A 15,819-nucleotide genomic window follows, 5' to 3' on the forward strand; every position below is an offset into this window, starting at 1 on the left:
CCGGTCGGGGTGGTGAGGGTGGTCGGGGCGGGTGTCAGAACAGCGGGAGGCGGCGGAGGAACACGTCCTCGGCGTTGTTGGTGTCCCCCGGGACGAGGGTGCTGTCGGACGAGGTGAACACCACCGCGGTGCCGAAGGCGTCGGGGAACGGGGCGTACGAGGAGCCGGTGGTCTGGGAACCGTCGCCCGCCACGCTGACCCGCTCGGTGCGGCCGGTCCACAGGTCGCGCCGGAACACGTCCTCGGCGTTGTTGGTGTCGCCGGGGACGAGGTTCTCCGCCGCCGAGCTGAAGTAGACCCACCGGCCGTCCGCCGTCAGCCGGCCGCCGAAGGAGTCGAGGGTGGTCTTCGTCCCGGGCAGGCCGACGCTCACCAGTGTCTCGGTGCCCTGCCGGAGGTCGCGGACGTACAGCTCGAAGTGGCGGTCCCAGGAGGTGTCGCCGTGGACGACCCAGGAGGAGTAGACGGCGTAGCGGCCGTCCGGGCTGATCGACGGGTCGGCCGCGCCCTTGTAGCCGCCGTCGGGGGCCGAGGAGGCCAGGCTGGTCCGCCCGGCGCGCAGGTCGCGGGCGTACAGCGGGTACAGGCGCGGCTTGAGGAGCTCTGCGCGGGCGTCTGAGCGGGTGTCCGGGCGGGCGTTCGGGCGGGAGTCTGAGCGGGCTTCCGGGCGGAGGGAGTCGGCGGCGAACTCCTCGTCGGAGCCGGCCCTGAGCTCGGCGACGGCGGCCGGGGAGAGGGTGTCGGGCCGGCCCGGGCCGATGAGGTTGGTCGCCTTGGAGATGAAGACGACCGTGCTGCCGTCGCCGCTGATCTCCGGCGAGGCGGAGGAGGCGTCGGCCTCCTTGCCGTCCGCGCCGACGCTGACCAGGCGGGTGTCGCCGGTCCAGAGGTCGGTGACGTAGATGTTGCCGCCGAACCAGGTGACCGTGCCGGGGGCGAGGTCGCTGCGGTTGGACTGGTAGGCGACGTAGCGGCCGTCCCAGCTGATCGAGGGGACGTCGGACACCCGGTCGGTCTGCGGGGCTCCCGGCGCCTTGCCGACGCTGACCAGCCGGGTCTCGCCGGTCCAGCGGTCGTGGACGTAGACGTCCTGGTAGCCGCGGTTGGCGCCGGGGGCGAGGTTCGTGGCGCTGGAACCGAACGCCACGTAACGGCCGTCGCCGCTGATCGCGGCGTGGTGGGCGGCGCCGTCGGCCTGGACGCCGCCCGGACCGGTGTCGACCCGTTCGGTGCGGCCGGTCCACAGGTCGCGGACGAAGACGTCGACGGCGCCGTTGGTGTCGCCGGGCACCAGGTCGGCCGCCTCCGAGGTGAAGACGGCGTAGCGCCCGTCGGCGCTCAGGCCGTGGGCCTGCGAGGCGCCGGTGGCCTGCGCCTGGCCGGGGCCGACGGAGACGCGTTCGGTGCCCGTGCCGCCCGGCCAGGTGGACGGTCGTGTGGCGGACGGTTGTGTGGTGGACGGGGCCGCCTGGGCGGGGGCGGCGACGGCGATGGTGACGGCGGCGGCCAGTGCGGCGGCCGCGAGGGTGCGGGCCGCGCGCAGTGGGCGGCGGATGCGGGTCATCGGGTTCCCTCCCCTGGGATCGGGCCGTGCCGCGTCGGCGGTGGACGCCGAACTCCCCGGCGGCCGGCTCGGGGTGAGCCAACCGCCGGGCGGGGTGGTCGGTCAACGGGTGGGTGCCGGGAGCGGCGCATTCACGCCGGAGGGCCGGGAGGCCGTGGACGCGGTCGCATCGGGTACGTACGGTCTTTGCTACGATCCGGCGAAGCTGGTGTCAGGAGTTGTGCGTACATGGGTCGGAGGGTGTGGGACGTGGGTTCCGACGAGCGGGCGGTGACGTCGGTCGAGGTCCGCTACACCCCGACGGCCGAGGACTTCCGGGAGGCCTTCGCGGCGTGGGAGCGGTGCACGGCGGCCGGACGCCGGTCGCGGCGGGCCGTGTGCACGGTGGCCGTCGGCGGGACGGCGGTCGTCGGGCTGCTCGCCGTCCTCGGCGGGACGGTGTTGCGGTTGGTCGCCCTGCTGGTGGCGGTCGTGCTGCTCGTGGTTCTCGCGGGGCCCGCGACGCGGGTGCGGCGGGTGACGAGGGCGGCGACGGAGAAGGGCGAGTTCAGGGTCCTGCTGGACGACCACGGGGTGGTCGTGAGCACCGAGGCCGCGGTCACCGAGTTCGCCTGGTCGGAGCAGCGGTACTACCTGGAGACGCCCCGGCTGTTCCTGCTGCTGAGCGGTGACGAGGAGACCGGTGTGCTGACCATGCTGCCCAAGCGCGGGGTCGACGACCTCCGGGGGCTGGCTGAGCTGATCGACCGGCACGCGACGGCGCTCGTCCGGGACTGAGCAGTCGTGGGGTGGGTGCGGCGGGCGCGTCACGGGGTGGGCTCCGGCGCGGCCGTCCCGGTGCGGTGCGTCCGCTGGTCGTAGCGCCAGAGCGCGGGGAGCGCGGCGGACACTGCGGCCGAGCTGCCGAGGCAGAGCAGGCCCCCCGTGCGCAGCGCGGCCCGGATGCCCTGGCGGGCGGCGAGCCCGCCCGCCCGCAGGTCGCCCAGGGCCGGCCCGGCGGAGCCGATCAGCATCTCCAACCCGGCTGCTCGGCCCCGGAGTTCGTCCGGAATGGACTGGTTCCAGATGGCGCTGCGGAAGGTGTCGCCGACCCAGTGCGCGCCGCCCGCGACGGTCAGGCAGAGCAGGACGGCCCACAGGCCCGGGGCGAAGGCGGCCGCCGCCGTCGCCGCGCCGACCAGGGCGGCGGAGAGCAGGACCAGCCGGCCGTGCCGGTGCACCCGCTCCGCCCACCCGCCGGTCGCGGCGGCGATCAGGCTGCCGGCCGCACCGGCCGAGTAGAGCAGGCCGAGCGCCCAGGTGGCGTCCAACTCCGCGGCCAGGAACGGGAAGAGCGCGGTGGGCAGGGCGAAGACGGTGGCCGCGAGGTCGGCCAGGTAGGTGCCGACCAGATCGGGCCGCCGGGCCGCGTACCGGGCGCCGTCGAGGAACTCGGTGAGCTGCGGCGCCTCGGCGTCCCGTTCCGAGGGGATCGGCCGGACCCGGGCGAGCAGGGCGATCGAGAGCAGGAAGGTGCCGAGGTCGACCAGGTAGGCCGCCGGGACGCCGGCGGTCGCGATCAGCAGGCCGGCCGCCGCCGGGGCGGCCACGCCGCCGATGCTCCAGCGCAGGGACAGCAGGGCACCCGCCGCCACCAGCTGGTCCTGGGGCACCAGGCGGGGGACCATCGCCTCGACCGAGGGCTGCTGGATGCCCTGGATCGCCGCCGCCACCCCGGCGGCGACGTAGAGCGGCCAGACGGCGGGGGCGCCGAGCAGCGCGTTGGCCAGCAGTAAGGCGCTGAGCGCGGCCAGGGCGACCTCGGTGGCCAGGGCGACGGTGCGGCGGTCGGCGCGGTCGGCGAGGACGCCGCCGTAGAGGCCGAACAGGATGACGGGCACGAGCTCGACCGCGCCGACCGCGCCCACGGCCAGCGGCGAGCCGGTGAGGTCGGCGATCTGGAGCGGGATCGCGGTCATGGTGAAGATCGAGCCGAGCAGGGTGACGGTGCCGGAGGTCCAGGTCAGCCGGAAGTCCCGGGAGGAGCGCCAGGGGGCGGTGTTCGGCAGCAGGCGGGACCAGGGGCGGTCGGGGCTGGAGGTGGGGTTCGGGTTGGAGGTCACGAGGGGTGGGATCCCTTCGGGGTCGTCGGCGTCGCGACGGCCGTCCTTATCGCTGATAAATTCCAGCTCGGGAACTTATCGGCGATAAGGTGGGTCTGGCAAGCGGATAACCCAGGAGGGCGATCGGATGGCGCTGCAACGCGACGAGGTGGTGCGCACGGCGCTGCGCCTGCTCGACGAGGAGGGCATCGACGGGCTGACCACCCGCCGGCTCGCCCGTGAACTCGGCGTCCAGTCACCGGCGTTGTACTGGCACTTCAAGAACAAGCGGGAACTGCTCGACCTGATGGCCGAGGCGATGCTCGCCGAGGCCCTCCCGCCCGACCGCGAGCCGGACCCGGCGCACTGGCCCGAGTGGATCGCCGCCGACGCCCGCGCCAAGCGCGGCGCCCTGCTCGCCTACCGCGACGGCGCCCGGGTGCACGCCGGCACCCTGCCCAGCGAGGATGAACTCCCGGCGGTCGAGGCCCAGTTGGCCGCCCTGTGCGGGGCCGGGCTGCGCCCGCGTACGGCGCTGCGGCTGCTGCTGACCGTCGACCGGTACATCATGGGCTGGGTCACCGAGGAGCAGGCCTGGCGGCAGGACACCGCGGACCGCGACCGGCCGCCGTTCCCGGACGAGGCGCTGCGCGAACTGCCGCTGCTGCGCGAGGCGGTGGACGTGCTGCGGATGACCGACCACGACGCGGACTTCGAGTACGGGCTGCGGGTGCTGATCGAGGGGTTCCGGGCGGAGATCGCGCGGGAGGCGGGGGCGGAGGGCGCTCCGGTGACGGCGGAGGGCGCTCCGGCGTCGGAGGTCCGGGCCTCGGAGGGTCGGGCCCAGGAGGGGCGGTCGTAGGATGGGCCGGTTGTCGGACGGGCCGGCGTGACTGGACTAGCGTGACGTCCATGACCACCCTTGATCCCCGCAGTACGGCCCTGGTCCTGATCGACCTGATGGACCGGATCGTCGCCAACCCGCTCGCGCCGCGCACCGGTTCGGAGGTAGTGGAGGCCGCGCTGGAGCCGGCCCGGGAGTTCCGGGCGGCGGGCGCGCCCGTGGTCGCGGTGCGGGTCGAGCGGCCGAACGTCGCCGAGCAGCCGCCCGGGAGCGGGCTGGTCGCGGAGGTCGCGGCGGTGGCCGACGAGGTCGTGGTGAAGCGCACCATCGGCGCCTTCCAGGGCACCGGCCTGGACGGGCTGCTGCGGGCGCGGGGCGTGGAGACCCTGGTGTTCACCGGGATCGCCACCAACCTCGGCGTGGAGTCCAGCGCCCGGGCTGCCGGCGACCACGGGTACCGGCTGCTGTTCGTCGAGGACGCGATGGCCGCGCTCACGGCGGAGGAGCACCGGGCGTCGGTGGACCTGGACTTCCCGCGCCTCGGCGAGGTCGTCGTGGCGGCGGACGTGCGGTTGGGGTGAGTCGGCGGGGGCGGGGCTACGGCCGGGCGGGGTTTTGGCCGGGCGCGGTGCAGGGCTGCTACGGCCGGGCGAGGCGGAGGGCTTCGCGCAGCCGTCCCTCCGAGGCCGTGAGCAGGCGCGCTGCGGTGGGGGCGTCCACGTCCGCGAGCAGGGAGAGGATGGCGTCCTTGACCCGGCCGCCGGTCGCGCTCAGGGCGCGGTCGACCGCGGTCCCGTCGGCGCCGGTCGCCTCGGCGACGATCCGTCGGGCGCGGTCGCGCAGCTTGTCGTTGGTGGCGCGGAGGTCGACCATCAGATTTCCGTACGTCCGGCCGAGCCGGACCATCACCGCCGTGGACAGCAGGTTGAGCACCAGCTTCTGCGCCGTGCCCGCCTTGAGCCGGGTCGATCCGGCCAGCACTTCCGGGCCGACCTCCACCTCGATGCCCAGCTCGGCCGTGGCCGCGAGCGCCGAGCCGCGGTTGCACGCCAGTCCGACGGTCAGCGCCCCGGCCGCGCGCGCGGCGTGGACGGCGGCCAGCGGGTAGGGCGTACGGCCGGAGGCGGAGACGCCCACCAGGGTGTCGGCGGAGGTGAGGGCGAGTGCGGCCACATCGGCCTCGGCGAGGTCGGTGCGGTCCTCGGCGCCCTCGGCCGCCGCCGTGACGGCCGGGCGCCCGCCCGCGATCAGGCCGACGACCAGCGCCGGATCGGTGCCGAAGGTCGGCGGGCACTCGACGGCGTCCAGCACGCCGAGCCGCCCGGCCGTCCCGGCGCCCGCGTAGACCAGTCGGCCACCACGCGCCATCCGGGCGGCCACGGCGTCGACCACGGCGGCGATCCGCTCCAACTCCCCGGCGACGGCCTCGGGCACCGTGCGGTCCTCGGCGTTCATCAGCCGGAGCAGCTCGACCGTGGGCAACTCGTCGATCGCGGCCCACTCGGGGCGGATGGTCTCGGTCGCGGGAACGGTGTCACGACTCATGCGCCCGCCTCGCTTCGTGCGGCCGTGGCATTCGCCTGGGCATGTCGTCCGATGATTCGCTCGTTCATGCGGCCAGCCTCCCCGGGCGCGGGGCGCCCGAATCCGGGCAAGCGTGGACGGAGGGCATGGGGGAGGCCGGAGGGAGGCGATGGCGGTCTGGCCCTCGCTGCGGCCGTACTTCGACGAGCGGGTGCTGGCGGAGGCCCGGACGCTCGGGCTGCCGGGTGAACCGGCCGCACTGGCGGCGCTGGTCGGGCCGGCGGACCAGGCCCGGTTGGCGGCGGCGCTGACCAGGGCGAGTCTGGCGCACGTGGGCGTCGGCTGAGGGGTGGGTCGTCCGGAGAGTGGGTGGGGGTCAGGCCATCCAGAAGAAGACCGCCGTCATCCGCCGCTCGGCCAGGTCGGTGCCGTAGTAGCCGGTGGCGCTGTGGATCAGGTTGGCGTGGTAGAGGAGCAGCTGGTTGTAGCGGTTGGGGACGCGGACGTCCTCGGTGAAGTGGTCGCCGGGAACGTGGCGGGTGCCGAGTGCCTCGACCAGGTTGTTGTGCGGGGCGTTGACCAGGTTGCCGCCGAGGCGGCCGCCGGGGAACTGCTGGCGGTAGAAGCTGGTGCCGGCGTCCTTCGGGGCGCCGGGGCTGAGGTAGAGGACGGCGGCGTAGCGGCAGAGCGCGCGGGAGTCGGTGTGGGGGCGGGACTCGGACTCCCCGGCACCGACGACCTGGACGCAGTTGTGGTTGAGCGTGCCGCCGCCCGGGGTGCTCTGCACCCAGAGCCGGGAGGCGCCGGTGGCCTTGCGGACCAGCGACTCGACCCGGGCCAGTTCCCCGGGTTCCAGGCCCGGCATGGTGCGCAGCCCTGGCCAGGTCTCGGGGCGGTGCGGGTAGCCCTCGGTCCAGTCCCCGCGGGCCAGACAGCGCTCCCGGACGGCGTCCGGGTCGGGCAGCACGTTGTCCAGGACCCAGTAGTCCCGGCCCCGGGTGGGCTTGCGGTAGGGCAGGACCGGCAGGGTGGTGGGCCTGATGGGCTGTGAGGGCATGGGCCGACGATAGAGGCGGCCATCGCCAACCTTCTGCCGTGAGCAGGTCAACCTTTCGTCAAGGGTGCTCCGGCCCGGACACGTGGTTCAGCCCCTGGTCGGAGGCCGGGCCCGCGGCCTAGGCCCCCCGTACGGCGAAGCTCCCGAGGGCGCCCTCCAGACGGTCGTAGGCCCGGACCGCCGAGGGGCGGACGGCGGTGGCGATCGCCGCCTGCTCCTCGCCCGCCAGGGTGCGGCGGAACACCTCGGCGAACACCGCGCGGTCGACGGCGGCGAGCAGCGCGGCGGCGACGCGGCACTCGAAGCCGACGGGTCTCTCGTGCACCGCCTCGGCCAGCGCCTCGGCGAGCGCCGTCTCGCCCTGCTCGTGCAGCTCGCGCAGCCGGGCGCCCAGGGCGGGGCTGTCGAAGACGGTGCGGGCGAACTCCGGGCCGGAGAAGCCGAGCCGGGCGTCGTGCCGGTCGAGCCCGGCGAGGCAGTCGCGGCGCAGCGCGGCGAGCGCGGACTCGCCCGGCGCGCGCCCCGCGACGGTCGCGGCGAGCCGGACGACGAGCTCCTCGTGCAGGTCGAAGAAGAGGTCCTCCTTGCGCGGGAAGTGGTTGGTGACGGTCATCTTGGCGACGCCCGCGGCGGCCGCGACCTCGGCGATGGTCGTGCGGTCGAAGCCCTGCTCGATGAAGAGCCTGGTCGCGGCGTGCGAGATCGCCTCGCGGGTGCGGCGCTTGTTGAGCTCGCGCAGGCTCGGCGTGGTCGCGTTCTCGGTCATGCCGGGAGCGTAGCGCAGATTGCTGGGTCGGGTACAGGAATTAGGCTTGACCTAATCAGTGGGTCCGGCCTAAGTTCTTCTCGGGCGGCCGGAGCGGCTGCCCGGGTGAGCGTCCGAGAGTGTGCCGAGCGAGCGTCGGGGTGCCGTACGCGGGTTCGGGGGGCGCTGGCCCGACTGCGACTAGGGGAGGGGCGCATGACGACATCCGTCGCCGCGAAGGACCAGCCGGGAGGAGTTCGGGAGGGGGCGCCGGAGCCGATTCCGGCGGGCCTGTGGAAGATGGCCTCGGTGCTCGCGCTGGGGCCGGTGCTCGCGCTGTTGGACAGCACGATCGTCAACGTCGGCATCGACTCCGTCGGCCGCGATCTGCACGGCTCGATCGCGGAGATGCAGTGGGTGGCCACGGGGTACCTGCTGGCGATCTCGCTGACCATGCCGCTCTCGGGTTGGGCCGCCGGCCGCTTCGGGGGGCGGCGGGCGTGGCTCGCCTCGGTCGTCCTGTTCGTGCTCGGATCGGCACTGTGCGGCCTGGCCTGGTCGACGGGCAGTCTGATCGCCTTCCGGGTGCTGCAGGGGATCGGCGGCGGGATGATTCAACCGCTCGGCCAGGCGATCATCATACAAGCGGCCGGGCCGTCCAGGGTCGGGCGGGTGATGGGCACGCTGATGCTCCCGATCAGCCTGGCCCCGGTCCTGGGGCCGATCCTCGGCGGGCTGGTGCTGGAGCACTTCGACTGGCGTTGGATGTTCCTGCTGAACGTGCCGGTCGGGCTGGTGATCCTGCTGCTCGCCGCCCGCTGGCTGCCGACTGACGAGGCGTCGGACATACCGAAGCCCCGGCTGGACGTGACGGGGCTGGTGCTGCTCTCGCCCGGTCTGACCGGGCTGGTCTACGGGCTCTCGACGATCGGTGACGGCGCGACGGCCGGTTGGGTCGCGCTGGTGGTGGGCACGGTGCTGGTGGCGGTCTACGGCTGGCACGCGCTGCGGGTGGGCCGCAAGGCCGGCCGGGCGCCGCTGATCGACCTGCGGCTGTTCGCCCGGCGCGGGTTCTCCGTGGCGACGGCGAACAGCTTCCTCCAGGGCGCCGCGCTCTACAGCTCGATGTTCCTGGTGCCGCTGTACTACCAGCAGGTGAAGCACGCCGGGGCGGTGGAGGCCGGTCTGCTGCTGGCGCCGCAGGCCCTCGGTACGGCGGTCACCGCCATGCTGGCCGCCCGGATCACCGACCGCTTCGCGCCGCGTCCGCTGATCATGATCGGCATCGCCTGCTCCCTGGTCGGCACGCTCGCGTTCACCCGGCTGGGCAGCGGCTCCGAACCGGCGGCCTGGCTGATCGCCGGCTCGCTGGCGCTGCGCGGCGCGGGCATGGGGCTGATCGCGATCCCCGGCCTGGCGGCGGTGTACGGGAGCGTCGAGAAGGCCCAGGTGCCGGCGGCGGCGGGCGCGGTCAACGTGCTCAACCGGCTCGGCGGGGCGCTCGGCACGGCGGTGCTGACGCTGGCGCTCCAGCAGGCGCAGGGCGGGCACCCCGACCAGCCGGGTGCGGCCTTCGGCGAGACCTTCTGGTGGGTGCTGGCCCTGTCGGCACTCGCCATCGCCCCGGCACTGCTCTACCCGAACACCCGTCCGTCCCGCTGACCGCCGAGCGGATCCCGACCACCCAAGCATGGAGGTACCCGTGTCCACCCGTCACCCCGGCGCTCTCCGCCTGCTCAGCGTGCACGCGCACCCCGACGACGAGTCCAGCAAGGGCGCGGCCACCCTCGCCCGGTACGCGGCCGAGGGCGTGGACGTCCTGGTCGCCACCTGCACCGGCGGCGAGCGCGGCTCGGTGCTCAACCCGGCCATGGACCGGCCCGAGGTCCGGGCCGACATCGCCCGCGTCCGCCGCGAGGAGATGGCGGCCGCCCGGGAGATCCTCGGTGTGCGCCAGCGGTTCCTCGGCTTCGTCGACTCCGGGATGCCCGGGCCGGGCGAACCGCTCCCGGAGGGCTGCTTCGCGGCCCGGCCGGTGGAGCTCGCGGCGGCGCCGCTGGCCGCGCTGATCCGGGAGTTCCGCCCCCAGGTGGTCGTCACCTACGACGAGACCGGCGGGTACCCGCACCCGGACCACGTGATGACCAACCGGGTCACCGTGGCGGCCGTAGAAGCCGCCGCCGACCCGCAGCGCCACCCCGGGCAGGGCGAGCCCTGGCAGGTGTCCAAGCTCTACTACCACCTGGCGCTCTCCCGGGCCTGGTTCCAGGCCCTGCACACGGCCATGACGGAACGCGGAGTCCCCTCGGAGATGGGCGAGCTGCTGGCCGGCTGGCCCGACACCCCGCCCGCCCTGGCCACCACGACCCGGATCGCGTGCGCCGAGCAGTTCGCCGTACGGGACGCGGCGATGCTGGCGCACGCCACCCAGGTGCAGCCGGGTGTGGCCTTCATGGCCCACCCGCGGGACATCGAGCGCGAGGTCTGGCCGACGGAGGACTACCACCTCGCCCGGAGTCTGCTGCCGGAGGCCGGTGCGGCGGCCGCGGCGGGCGGGATCGAGACCGACCTGTTCGCCGGGCTCCGGGCGGAGGTGGAGGTGGGGGCGGGATGAGCCTCACGGTCGGCGTGGCGGCGCGGGCCGTCGTGGTGCGGGCCGTCGCGCTGCGGGCCGTTGTGGGGCGGGTGGTCGTGGTGCTGCTCGGTGACGGGCGGGCTGCCGTCCGTTCAGCACTGGCCGTCGGCGAGCACGTAGAAGCCCGGGCCGGTCTGCTTCAGGGTGTGGGTGACGAAGGTGTTCCAGAGCCCCATGCTCTGGCCCGAGCCCAGCGCGAAGGTCAGGCCGCCGCTCTGGGTGGCACGGCCGGCCAGGACCTGGTCGTAGTTGCTGGCGGTGAAGCACTGGGGCGCGCCCCCGCCAGGGGTGGTCGCCGTCACCGCCGCCGAGCGGGCGCCGACCGTGCCCGAGCCGTCGACCGCCGCCACGGTGTAGCCGTACGTGGTGCCGGCCGCGAGTCCGGTGTCGGTGAAGGCCGTGCCGGTCGTGGTGCCGACCTGACCGCCGTTGCGGAAGACCTGGTAGGAGGCCGCGCCGCTGACGGCCTGCCAGCCGAGGGCGATCGAACCGGCGGTCGCGCTCGCCGTCAGGCCGGTCGGGGCCGGCAGCCCGGGGTCGGTGGGGCCGGAACCGCCGTCCAGCCCCCAGAACTGCGCGGTGTAGTAGCCGGAGCAGATCGTGTCGAGGAAGTAGGCGCCGGTCGCTCCGCACTGGTCGGCCCCGGAGCCCGGGTGGACGGCCAGGCCGTGGCCCATCCCGCTGATCGTGAACACTGCCACGGCGGGCTTTCCGCTCGCGTCGGCGTAGAGCTCCTGGGTGGTGCCGCCGGGGAGGCTCAGGGTGCCGGTCGGCTGGCGGCCGACGCCCTGGACGTTCGTCCACTGGTCCCGCAGCTCGGTCGCGTTCACCGGCCTGACCACGGTGTCGGCCGTGCCCTGCCAGATCGCCACCCTGGGCCACGGTCCGGTGTAACCCGGGTACGCGGCCCGGACCTTGTCGCCCCACTGGGCCGGGGTGAGCCCCTGGTCGGAGTTCTGGCAGCCGGAGGCGGCGGCCTGGGTGGCGGCGCAGTGGGCGGGCAGCCCGGAGTCGATCGCCCCGCCGGCGAACACGTCGGGGTAGTCGGCCAGCAGGTCGGCGGCCATCCCGCCGCCGGCCGAGAGCCCGGTGACGAACACCCGATGGGCGTCCGAGCCGTACAGGGACTCGGCCTTGGTGACCATCTCGACCACCGACCTGGCCTCGCCGACGCCCCGGGCGGCCTTGCCCGCGTCGAACCAACTGAAGCAGGAGAGGCTGTTGTTGACGCTGCTGGTCTGCGGGAACACCACCGCGAAGCCGTACTGGTCGGCGAACTTGGTCCAGCCCGAGCTGCGGTAGTAGTCGGTGGCGCTCTGGACGCAGCCGTGCAGCGCGACCACCAGAGGAGCGCCGCTGGGCAGCCCGGCGGGGGTGTAGGTGTACATCGCGAGATTGCCCGGATTGGTGCCGAACCCGGTGACCTGCTGGAAGCTGCCGCTCGCGGCTGCGGCTACGGCTGCGGCTGCGGACGGCAGGGTGGAAACCGTGTCGGAGGCCGCGGCCGCGCCGGGTGCGGCGGTACCGAGCGCGAGGACGGCGGCGGTGAACAGCGCCGCGGCGGTGGGGCGCAGTGGCATGGGGACTCCTGGGCGGGGGAGGAGTGGGGGCCGGTCCCGTGCAGCGTGGCGCGCCAGGAGCCCCGGTGCCATGTGGCGGTCATCCGGGGTCCGCCGCCCGGGCATGGCACGGGCCGCCATGGTCCGGCGGCCGCGGCCCCGTACCCACCGTGCGCCGTAAGGCACTTGAGGCAGGCGGCCGGACCAGGCAGGTTGATCCCATGACCACCGATAAGATTGCCGCCGAGGGCCCCCAGCCCACGAACGGCCCGGAGCAGCGCACCCGGACCCACACCTGGACGCCCGGCCCGCCGATCGCCGAGTTCACCCACCTGAGCGGAGAGGAGATCCTGCTGGAGTGGATCGCCGGGCGGATCCCGGAGCCCTCGATCTGTAGCACCATGGGCTTCCACCTGACCGAGGTGAAGCCGGGGACGGCGGTGTTCCGGGGCGAACCCGGAGAGCACCTGCACAACCCGATGAACACCGTGCACGGCGGCTACCTGGCGGCTCTGCTCGACTCGGCCCTCGGCTGCGCCGTGCTGAGCAGGCTGCCGACCGGGGTGGGCTACACCACCACCCAGCTCAACGTCCACATGCTGCGCCCGCTCTTCGCCGACTCCGGGACGCTGCGCTGTGAGGGCGTGGTGCTGCACCTGGGCCGGACGATGGCGACGGCGGAGGCCAGGGTGGTGGGCGCGGAGAACGGCAAGCTCTACGCGCACGCCACCACCACCTGCGCGATCCTGGCCCCCCGCCCGGCGGCCTGACCGCCCGGAGGCCTGACCGAGCGGGTGGCCCGGCCGGGCGGTCGCCGTACCCGCCCCGGAAAGGGCCGGGCCCCGGCCGCTGTGGCGACCGGGGCCCGAACCTGGCAGTCGGAGCAGCCGGAGAGGTCAGAGCGGCAGGAGCCGCTCAGAGTGCCCCGAGCAGGCCGCAGAGGGCGATGAGGCCGCAGATGCCGAAGTTGACCAGCTTGTGGGACAGGAAGATCGCGGCGAACTCGCGGATGGTCGCGCTCGGCCAGTAGTAGCGGGCGGTGGGGGAGCCGAAGACGTGGCCGTTGACGCCGGTCTCGCGGGCGAGCAGGGCGGCCCGGAAGGCGTGGAAGTTGTTGGTGACCACGACGCAGCGGTAGTCGGGCTTGGCCTGTTCCATGATGGCCTTGCTGAACCGCAGGTTCTCCTCGGTGGTGCGCGAGCGGTCCTCCCGCTCGATGTGCTCGGCGGGGAAGCCGTGTTCGACCAGGTAGTCGGCCATCGCGTGGGACTCCGGCAGCTTCTCGTCCGGCCCCTGGCCGCCGGAGGTGATGAGGACCGGCGGGTTGCCGCGGGCGGCCTGCTTCTCGTAGACCTCGCGGCCCCGGTTCAGCCGGCTGGCGAGCAGCGGCGGGACGCGCTCGCCGCCGATCAGTCCGGAGCCGAGCACGACCACGAAGTCCACGTCCTGGCGGGGCCGGTGGCGGCCGTAGAGGAAGGCGTAGCCGATGAAGCAGGTGAAGAGGAAGGAGACGTAGCCGATCACCAGGAGCAGGGTGCCGACCACGATGCCCAGTCGGGCCGAGCGGAGGGCGAGGGCCACGAACAGCATCAGGATGACGGCGACGATGCCCAGACCGGCGAGCAGCGAGAGCAGGTTGGCCGGCCGTCTGCCCTCCTTGCGGATCATGGTCAGGCCGTTGGCGATGAGGAACCAGATCAGGGCCACGGTCCCGACGGTCGGCAGGAGGAAGATCGCCACCATCGCGATCTCCACCACCAGGGTGGGGGCTCTGCGCAGTTCGGCGAGCACGGCGAGGGAGAGCAGTGAGACGGCGATGCCGAGCAGGATGGCGTTGCTGAACTGGCGACGGTCGCGTAGTACCCCGAGTCCGAACAGGACGAAGAACAGGGCGGCTGGGGCATAGGCGATCATGCGCCGTATTCTACGGTCGCCGTAGGGCCGGGCCGTTGGCCGGAACGGCCCGACCCCAGGGCTGCGGAGCGCTCAGGCGAAGCGTTCGATCGCGGCCAGGACTGCCTCCCGCATCCGCGGACTCCCCGTGTGCCCGGACTCGTCGATGACCGTGAGCCGCGCGTCCGGCCAGGCCTTGGCCAGCTGCCAGGCGGTGGCGAGCGGTCCGCCGAGGTCCAGTCGGCCGTGGATCAGCTCGCCGGGGATTCCGGCCAGCCGTCCGGCGTCGCGCAGCAGTTGGCCGTCCGGCAGGAAGGCCTGGTGCGAGAAGTAGTGGGCGGTGATCCGGGTGAAGCCCATCAGCGCCTCGGAGGGGCGGTCGGTGTACGCGTTCGGCTTGCCCAGCGACTCGTGGGAGATGACCGCGTCCTCCCAGGTGGCCCAGGCGTTGGCGGCGGCCCGGCGGACGGACTCGTCGGCGCTGTTGAGCAGCCGGCTGTAGGCGGCGAGCAGTTCGACGGTGTCCCCGTCCCGGTCGGCGGGCGGAAGGAAGTCCCGGAACTCCTCCCAGGGCCCGGGCAGGAAGCGGCCCACGCCCCGGTAGAGCCAGTCGGTCTCCTCGGGGCGGGTCATGGTGACCCCGCAGATCACGATCGCGGAGACCCGTTCCGGGTGCGCCTGCGCGTACGCGAGGATCAGCGTGGAGCCCCACGAGCCGCCGTACAGCAGCCACTTGTCGATGCCGAGGTGCTCGCGCAGCCGCTCCATGTCGGCGATCAGGTGCGCCGTGGTGTTGTGTTCCAGGCTGGTCGACGGGTCGGCGGCGTGCGGCCGGCTGAGCCCGCAGCCGCGCTGGTCGAACTGGACGAGGTGGTAGCGCTCCGGGTCGAAGTACCGTCGGGCGCCCGGGCTGTGGCCGGAGCCGGGCCCGCCGTGCACCACCACGGCCGGCCTGCCGGCCGGGTCGCCGGAGGCGTTCCAGTGGATCAGCTGACCGTCGCCGACGTCCAACAGGCCTTGTGCGTAGGGTTCGTAGAGGGGGTACGGCTCGGGCATCGGTGACTCCTCCGTGGTCGTACGGGCGGGGCCCGGTGAGCCTACCCGTTGCCGGAGGCCGGGGTCCGGCCCGAGGAGGCGGCGTGGATGGAGGCCCGGGACGGGGAGGACCGGCCCCGGGCCCTGGGCTCAGCGCCGCTCCGGCGGCAGCAGGGCCGCGAGGCCGTCGAGGATCCGCTGGACGCCGAACTCGAAGCGGGCGTCCATGTTCGGCTCGGTGAGGTCGTCGGCGAGGTCGACCAGGTTGGGGAAGGTCTCGGCGGGCAGGGCGCGGAACAGGTCTCCGGCGGCGTCGGCGATGTCCCGGCGGCTGGTGCCGAGGACCTCGGAGGCCGAGATCGGCGACTGCTCCTGGAGCACGAAGCCCTGGACGAAGGCGCCGAGCAGGTAGCTGGCCATGGCGGCGTCGGCGTCGGTGAAGCCGGCCGCGCGGAGCCGGTCCAGCTGGTCCTCCATGAGTCCGAGCAGGTTGGGTCCGGGGGCGAGCCGGCCGGCGACGACCTTGGCCGCGTCCCGGGTGCCGAGCAGCAGGCGGCGGTAGCGCCAGCAGTACGCGTGGAACTGTTCGCGCCAGTCGCCCTCGCGCGGCGGGGGCTCGGCGGAGCCCATCACCGCGTCGGTGAGCAGGTCGAGGAGTTCCTGTTTGTTGCGGACGTGCCAGTACAGCGAGGCCGCCTTGACGCCGACCTCGGCGGCGACCTTGCGCATGGACAGCCCGGCCAGGCCGTCCCGTTCCAGGACGCGCAGTGCGGCCTGGGCGAGGGCCTCCCTGGTCAGGGCGGGTGTCGCGTCGTCGGTTCCGGGTGTGTCGGTGTGGTTCTGCGGCATGGCTGTGCGGACGCCTCCGGTGGTGCGGTCGAT

The 15,819-nt window shown here is 73.9% G+C and carries 16 protein-coding genes; 7 read left to right on the top strand and 9 right to left on the bottom strand.

Going from position 1 to position 15,819, the window contains the following annotated elements; genetic code table 11:
• Positions 1 to 34: 34 nt before the first annotated feature.
• The gene (locus ACWDD9_RS34245) at positions 35 to 1,564 is read right to left on the bottom strand and encodes a hypothetical protein (protein ID WP_449813771.1); all 1,530 of its coding nucleotides are present in this window, start codon (positions 1,562 to 1,564) and stop codon (positions 35 to 37) included.
• Positions 1,565 to 1,813: 249 nt separating this feature from the next.
• Between ACWDD9_RS34245 and ACWDD9_RS34250 the strand changes: the two genes are divergently transcribed.
• A complete protein-coding gene (locus ACWDD9_RS34250) occupies positions 1,814 to 2,341 on the top strand; it encodes a YcxB family protein (protein WP_449813772.1) in 528 nt (175 codons plus the stop codon).
• 29 nt (positions 2,342 to 2,370) lie between these two features.
• On the opposite strand, the gene ACWDD9_RS34255 is transcribed toward ACWDD9_RS34250, so the two are convergent.
• The gene (locus ACWDD9_RS34255) at positions 2,371 to 3,666 is read right to left on the bottom strand and encodes an MFS transporter (RefSeq protein ID WP_449813773.1); all 1,296 of its coding nucleotides are present in this window, start codon (positions 3,664 to 3,666) and stop codon (positions 2,371 to 2,373) included.
• A 127-nt stretch (positions 3,667 to 3,793) separates the two neighbouring features.
• Here ACWDD9_RS34255 and ACWDD9_RS34260 point away from each other — a divergent pair, with 127 nt between their 5' ends.
• The gene (locus ACWDD9_RS34260) at positions 3,794 to 4,507 is read left to right on the top strand and encodes a TetR/AcrR family transcriptional regulator C-terminal domain-containing protein (protein ID WP_375874984.1); all 714 of its coding nucleotides are present in this window, start codon (positions 3,794 to 3,796) and stop codon (positions 4,505 to 4,507) included.
• A gap of 50 nt (positions 4,508 to 4,557) precedes the next feature.
• Positions 4,558 to 5,070 carry an isochorismatase family protein gene (locus ACWDD9_RS34265; protein ID WP_449813774.1) on the top strand — a complete coding sequence of 171 codons (513 nt, stop codon included), beginning with the start codon at positions 4,558 to 4,560 and terminating at the stop codon, positions 5,068 to 5,070.
• Between the two features lie 58 nt (positions 5,071 to 5,128).
• Here ACWDD9_RS34265 and murQ read toward each other — a convergent pair whose 3' ends face one another.
• Positions 5,129 to 6,034 carry an N-acetylmuramic acid 6-phosphate etherase gene (murQ, locus tag ACWDD9_RS34270; protein WP_449813775.1) on the bottom strand — a complete coding sequence of 302 codons (906 nt, stop codon included), beginning with the start codon at positions 6,032 to 6,034 and terminating at the stop codon, positions 5,129 to 5,131.
• A gap of 148 nt (positions 6,035 to 6,182) precedes the next feature.
• On the opposite strand from murQ, the gene ACWDD9_RS34275 reads away from it, so the two are divergent.
• Positions 6,183 to 6,359: a hypothetical protein gene (locus ACWDD9_RS34275; RefSeq protein WP_449813776.1), complete on the top strand. Its 177-nt coding sequence runs from the start codon at positions 6,183 to 6,185 to the stop codon at positions 6,357 to 6,359.
• A 30-nt stretch (positions 6,360 to 6,389) separates the two neighbouring features.
• Here the strand turns inward: ACWDD9_RS34275 and ACWDD9_RS34280 are convergent, their stop codons facing one another.
• Both ACWDD9_RS34280 and ACWDD9_RS34285 read right to left on the bottom strand, forming a co-directional pair.
• Positions 6,390 to 7,070 carry a DUF6445 family protein gene (locus tag ACWDD9_RS34280; RefSeq protein WP_074003610.1) on the bottom strand — a complete coding sequence of 227 codons (681 nt, stop codon included), beginning with the start codon at positions 7,068 to 7,070 and terminating at the stop codon, positions 6,390 to 6,392.
• Positions 7,071 to 7,188: 118 nt separating this feature from the next.
• Positions 7,189 to 7,836: a TetR/AcrR family transcriptional regulator gene (locus tag ACWDD9_RS34285; RefSeq protein ID WP_449813777.1), complete on the bottom strand. Its 648-nt coding sequence runs from the start codon at positions 7,834 to 7,836 to the stop codon at positions 7,189 to 7,191.
• 195 nt (positions 7,837 to 8,031) lie between these two features.
• Between ACWDD9_RS34285 and ACWDD9_RS34290 the strand changes: the two genes are divergently transcribed.
• Positions 8,032 to 9,477, top strand: a complete 1,446-nt coding sequence (locus ACWDD9_RS34290) for an MDR family MFS transporter (RefSeq protein ID WP_107086515.1) — start codon at positions 8,032 to 8,034, stop codon at positions 9,475 to 9,477.
• A 28-nt stretch (positions 9,478 to 9,505) separates the two neighbouring features.
• A complete protein-coding gene (gene mca / locus ACWDD9_RS34295; protein WP_449813778.1) occupies positions 9,506 to 10,429 on the top strand; it encodes a mycothiol conjugate amidase Mca in 924 nt (307 codons plus the stop codon).
• 113 nt (positions 10,430 to 10,542) lie between these two features.
• Here the strand turns inward: mca and ACWDD9_RS34300 are convergent, their stop codons facing one another.
• Positions 10,543 to 12,030: an extracellular catalytic domain type 1 short-chain-length polyhydroxyalkanoate depolymerase gene (locus tag ACWDD9_RS34300; RefSeq protein ID WP_449813779.1), complete on the bottom strand. Its 1,488-nt coding sequence runs from the start codon at positions 12,028 to 12,030 to the stop codon at positions 10,543 to 10,545.
• Positions 12,031 to 12,230: 200 nt separating this feature from the next.
• Between ACWDD9_RS34300 and ACWDD9_RS34305 the strand changes: the two genes are divergently transcribed.
• Positions 12,231 to 12,779, top strand: coding sequence for a PaaI family thioesterase (locus ACWDD9_RS34305; protein ID WP_449813780.1), 549 nt, complete (start codon positions 12,231 to 12,233; stop codon positions 12,777 to 12,779).
• A gap of 145 nt (positions 12,780 to 12,924) precedes the next feature.
• Here the strand turns inward: ACWDD9_RS34305 and ACWDD9_RS34310 are convergent, their stop codons facing one another.
• From ACWDD9_RS34310 to ACWDD9_RS34320, 3 genes are all read right to left on the bottom strand, one after another.
• Positions 12,925 to 13,923, bottom strand: a complete 999-nt coding sequence (locus tag ACWDD9_RS34310; protein ID WP_049654556.1) for a YdcF family protein — start codon at positions 13,921 to 13,923, stop codon at positions 12,925 to 12,927.
• A 72-nt stretch (positions 13,924 to 13,995) separates the two neighbouring features.
• The gene (pip, locus tag ACWDD9_RS34315) at positions 13,996 to 14,958 is read right to left on the bottom strand and encodes a prolyl aminopeptidase (protein WP_375874976.1); all 963 of its coding nucleotides are present in this window, start codon (positions 14,956 to 14,958) and stop codon (positions 13,996 to 13,998) included.
• Positions 14,959 to 15,087: 129 nt separating this feature from the next.
• On the bottom strand, positions 15,088 to 15,786 hold the full coding sequence (locus ACWDD9_RS34320; RefSeq protein ID WP_074003603.1) for a TetR/AcrR family transcriptional regulator: 699 nt from the start codon (positions 15,784 to 15,786) through the stop codon (positions 15,088 to 15,090).
• Between the last annotated feature and the right edge of the window lie 33 nt (positions 15,787 to 15,819).

The organism is Kitasatospora sp. NPDC001119, from assembly GCF_053598475.1.

Coding starts and splice junctions, on each gene's coding strand:
- ACWDD9_RS34245 (WP_449813771.1), bottom strand. CDS start 1,564: ATGACCCGCATCCGCCGCCCACTGCGCGCGGCCCGCACCCTCGCGGCC.
- ACWDD9_RS34260 (WP_375874984.1), top strand. CDS start 3,794: ATGGCGCTGCAACGCGACGAGGTGGTGCGCACGGCGCTGCGCCTGCTC.
- ACWDD9_RS34265 (WP_449813774.1), top strand. CDS start 4,558: ATGACCACCCTTGATCCCCGCAGTACGGCCCTGGTCCTGATCGACCTG.
- murQ (WP_449813775.1), bottom strand. CDS start 6,034: ATGAGTCGTGACACCGTTCCCGCGACCGAGACCATCCGCCCCGAGTGG.
- ACWDD9_RS34275 (WP_449813776.1), top strand. CDS start 6,183: ATGGCGGTCTGGCCCTCGCTGCGGCCGTACTTCGACGAGCGGGTGCTG.
- ACWDD9_RS34280 (WP_074003610.1), bottom strand. CDS start 7,070: ATGCCCTCACAGCCCATCAGGCCCACCACCCTGCCGGTCCTGCCCTAC.
- ACWDD9_RS34285 (WP_449813777.1), bottom strand. CDS start 7,836: ATGACCGAGAACGCGACCACGCCGAGCCTGCGCGAGCTCAACAAGCGC.
- ACWDD9_RS34290 (WP_107086515.1), top strand. CDS start 8,032: ATGACGACATCCGTCGCCGCGAAGGACCAGCCGGGAGGAGTTCGGGAG.
- mca (WP_449813778.1), top strand. CDS start 9,506: ATGGAGGTACCCGTGTCCACCCGTCACCCCGGCGCTCTCCGCCTGCTC.
- ACWDD9_RS34300 (WP_449813779.1), bottom strand. CDS start 12,030: ATGCCACTGCGCCCCACCGCCGCGGCGCTGTTCACCGCCGCCGTCCTC.
- ACWDD9_RS34305 (WP_449813780.1), top strand. CDS start 12,231: ATGACCACCGATAAGATTGCCGCCGAGGGCCCCCAGCCCACGAACGGC.
- ACWDD9_RS34310 (WP_049654556.1), bottom strand. CDS start 13,923: ATGATCGCCTATGCCCCAGCCGCCCTGTTCTTCGTCCTGTTCGGACTC.
- pip (WP_375874976.1), bottom strand. CDS start 14,958: ATGCCCGAGCCGTACCCCCTCTACGAACCCTACGCACAAGGCCTGTTG.
- ACWDD9_RS34320 (WP_074003603.1), bottom strand. CDS start 15,786: ATGCCGCAGAACCACACCGACACACCCGGAACCGACGACGCGACACCC.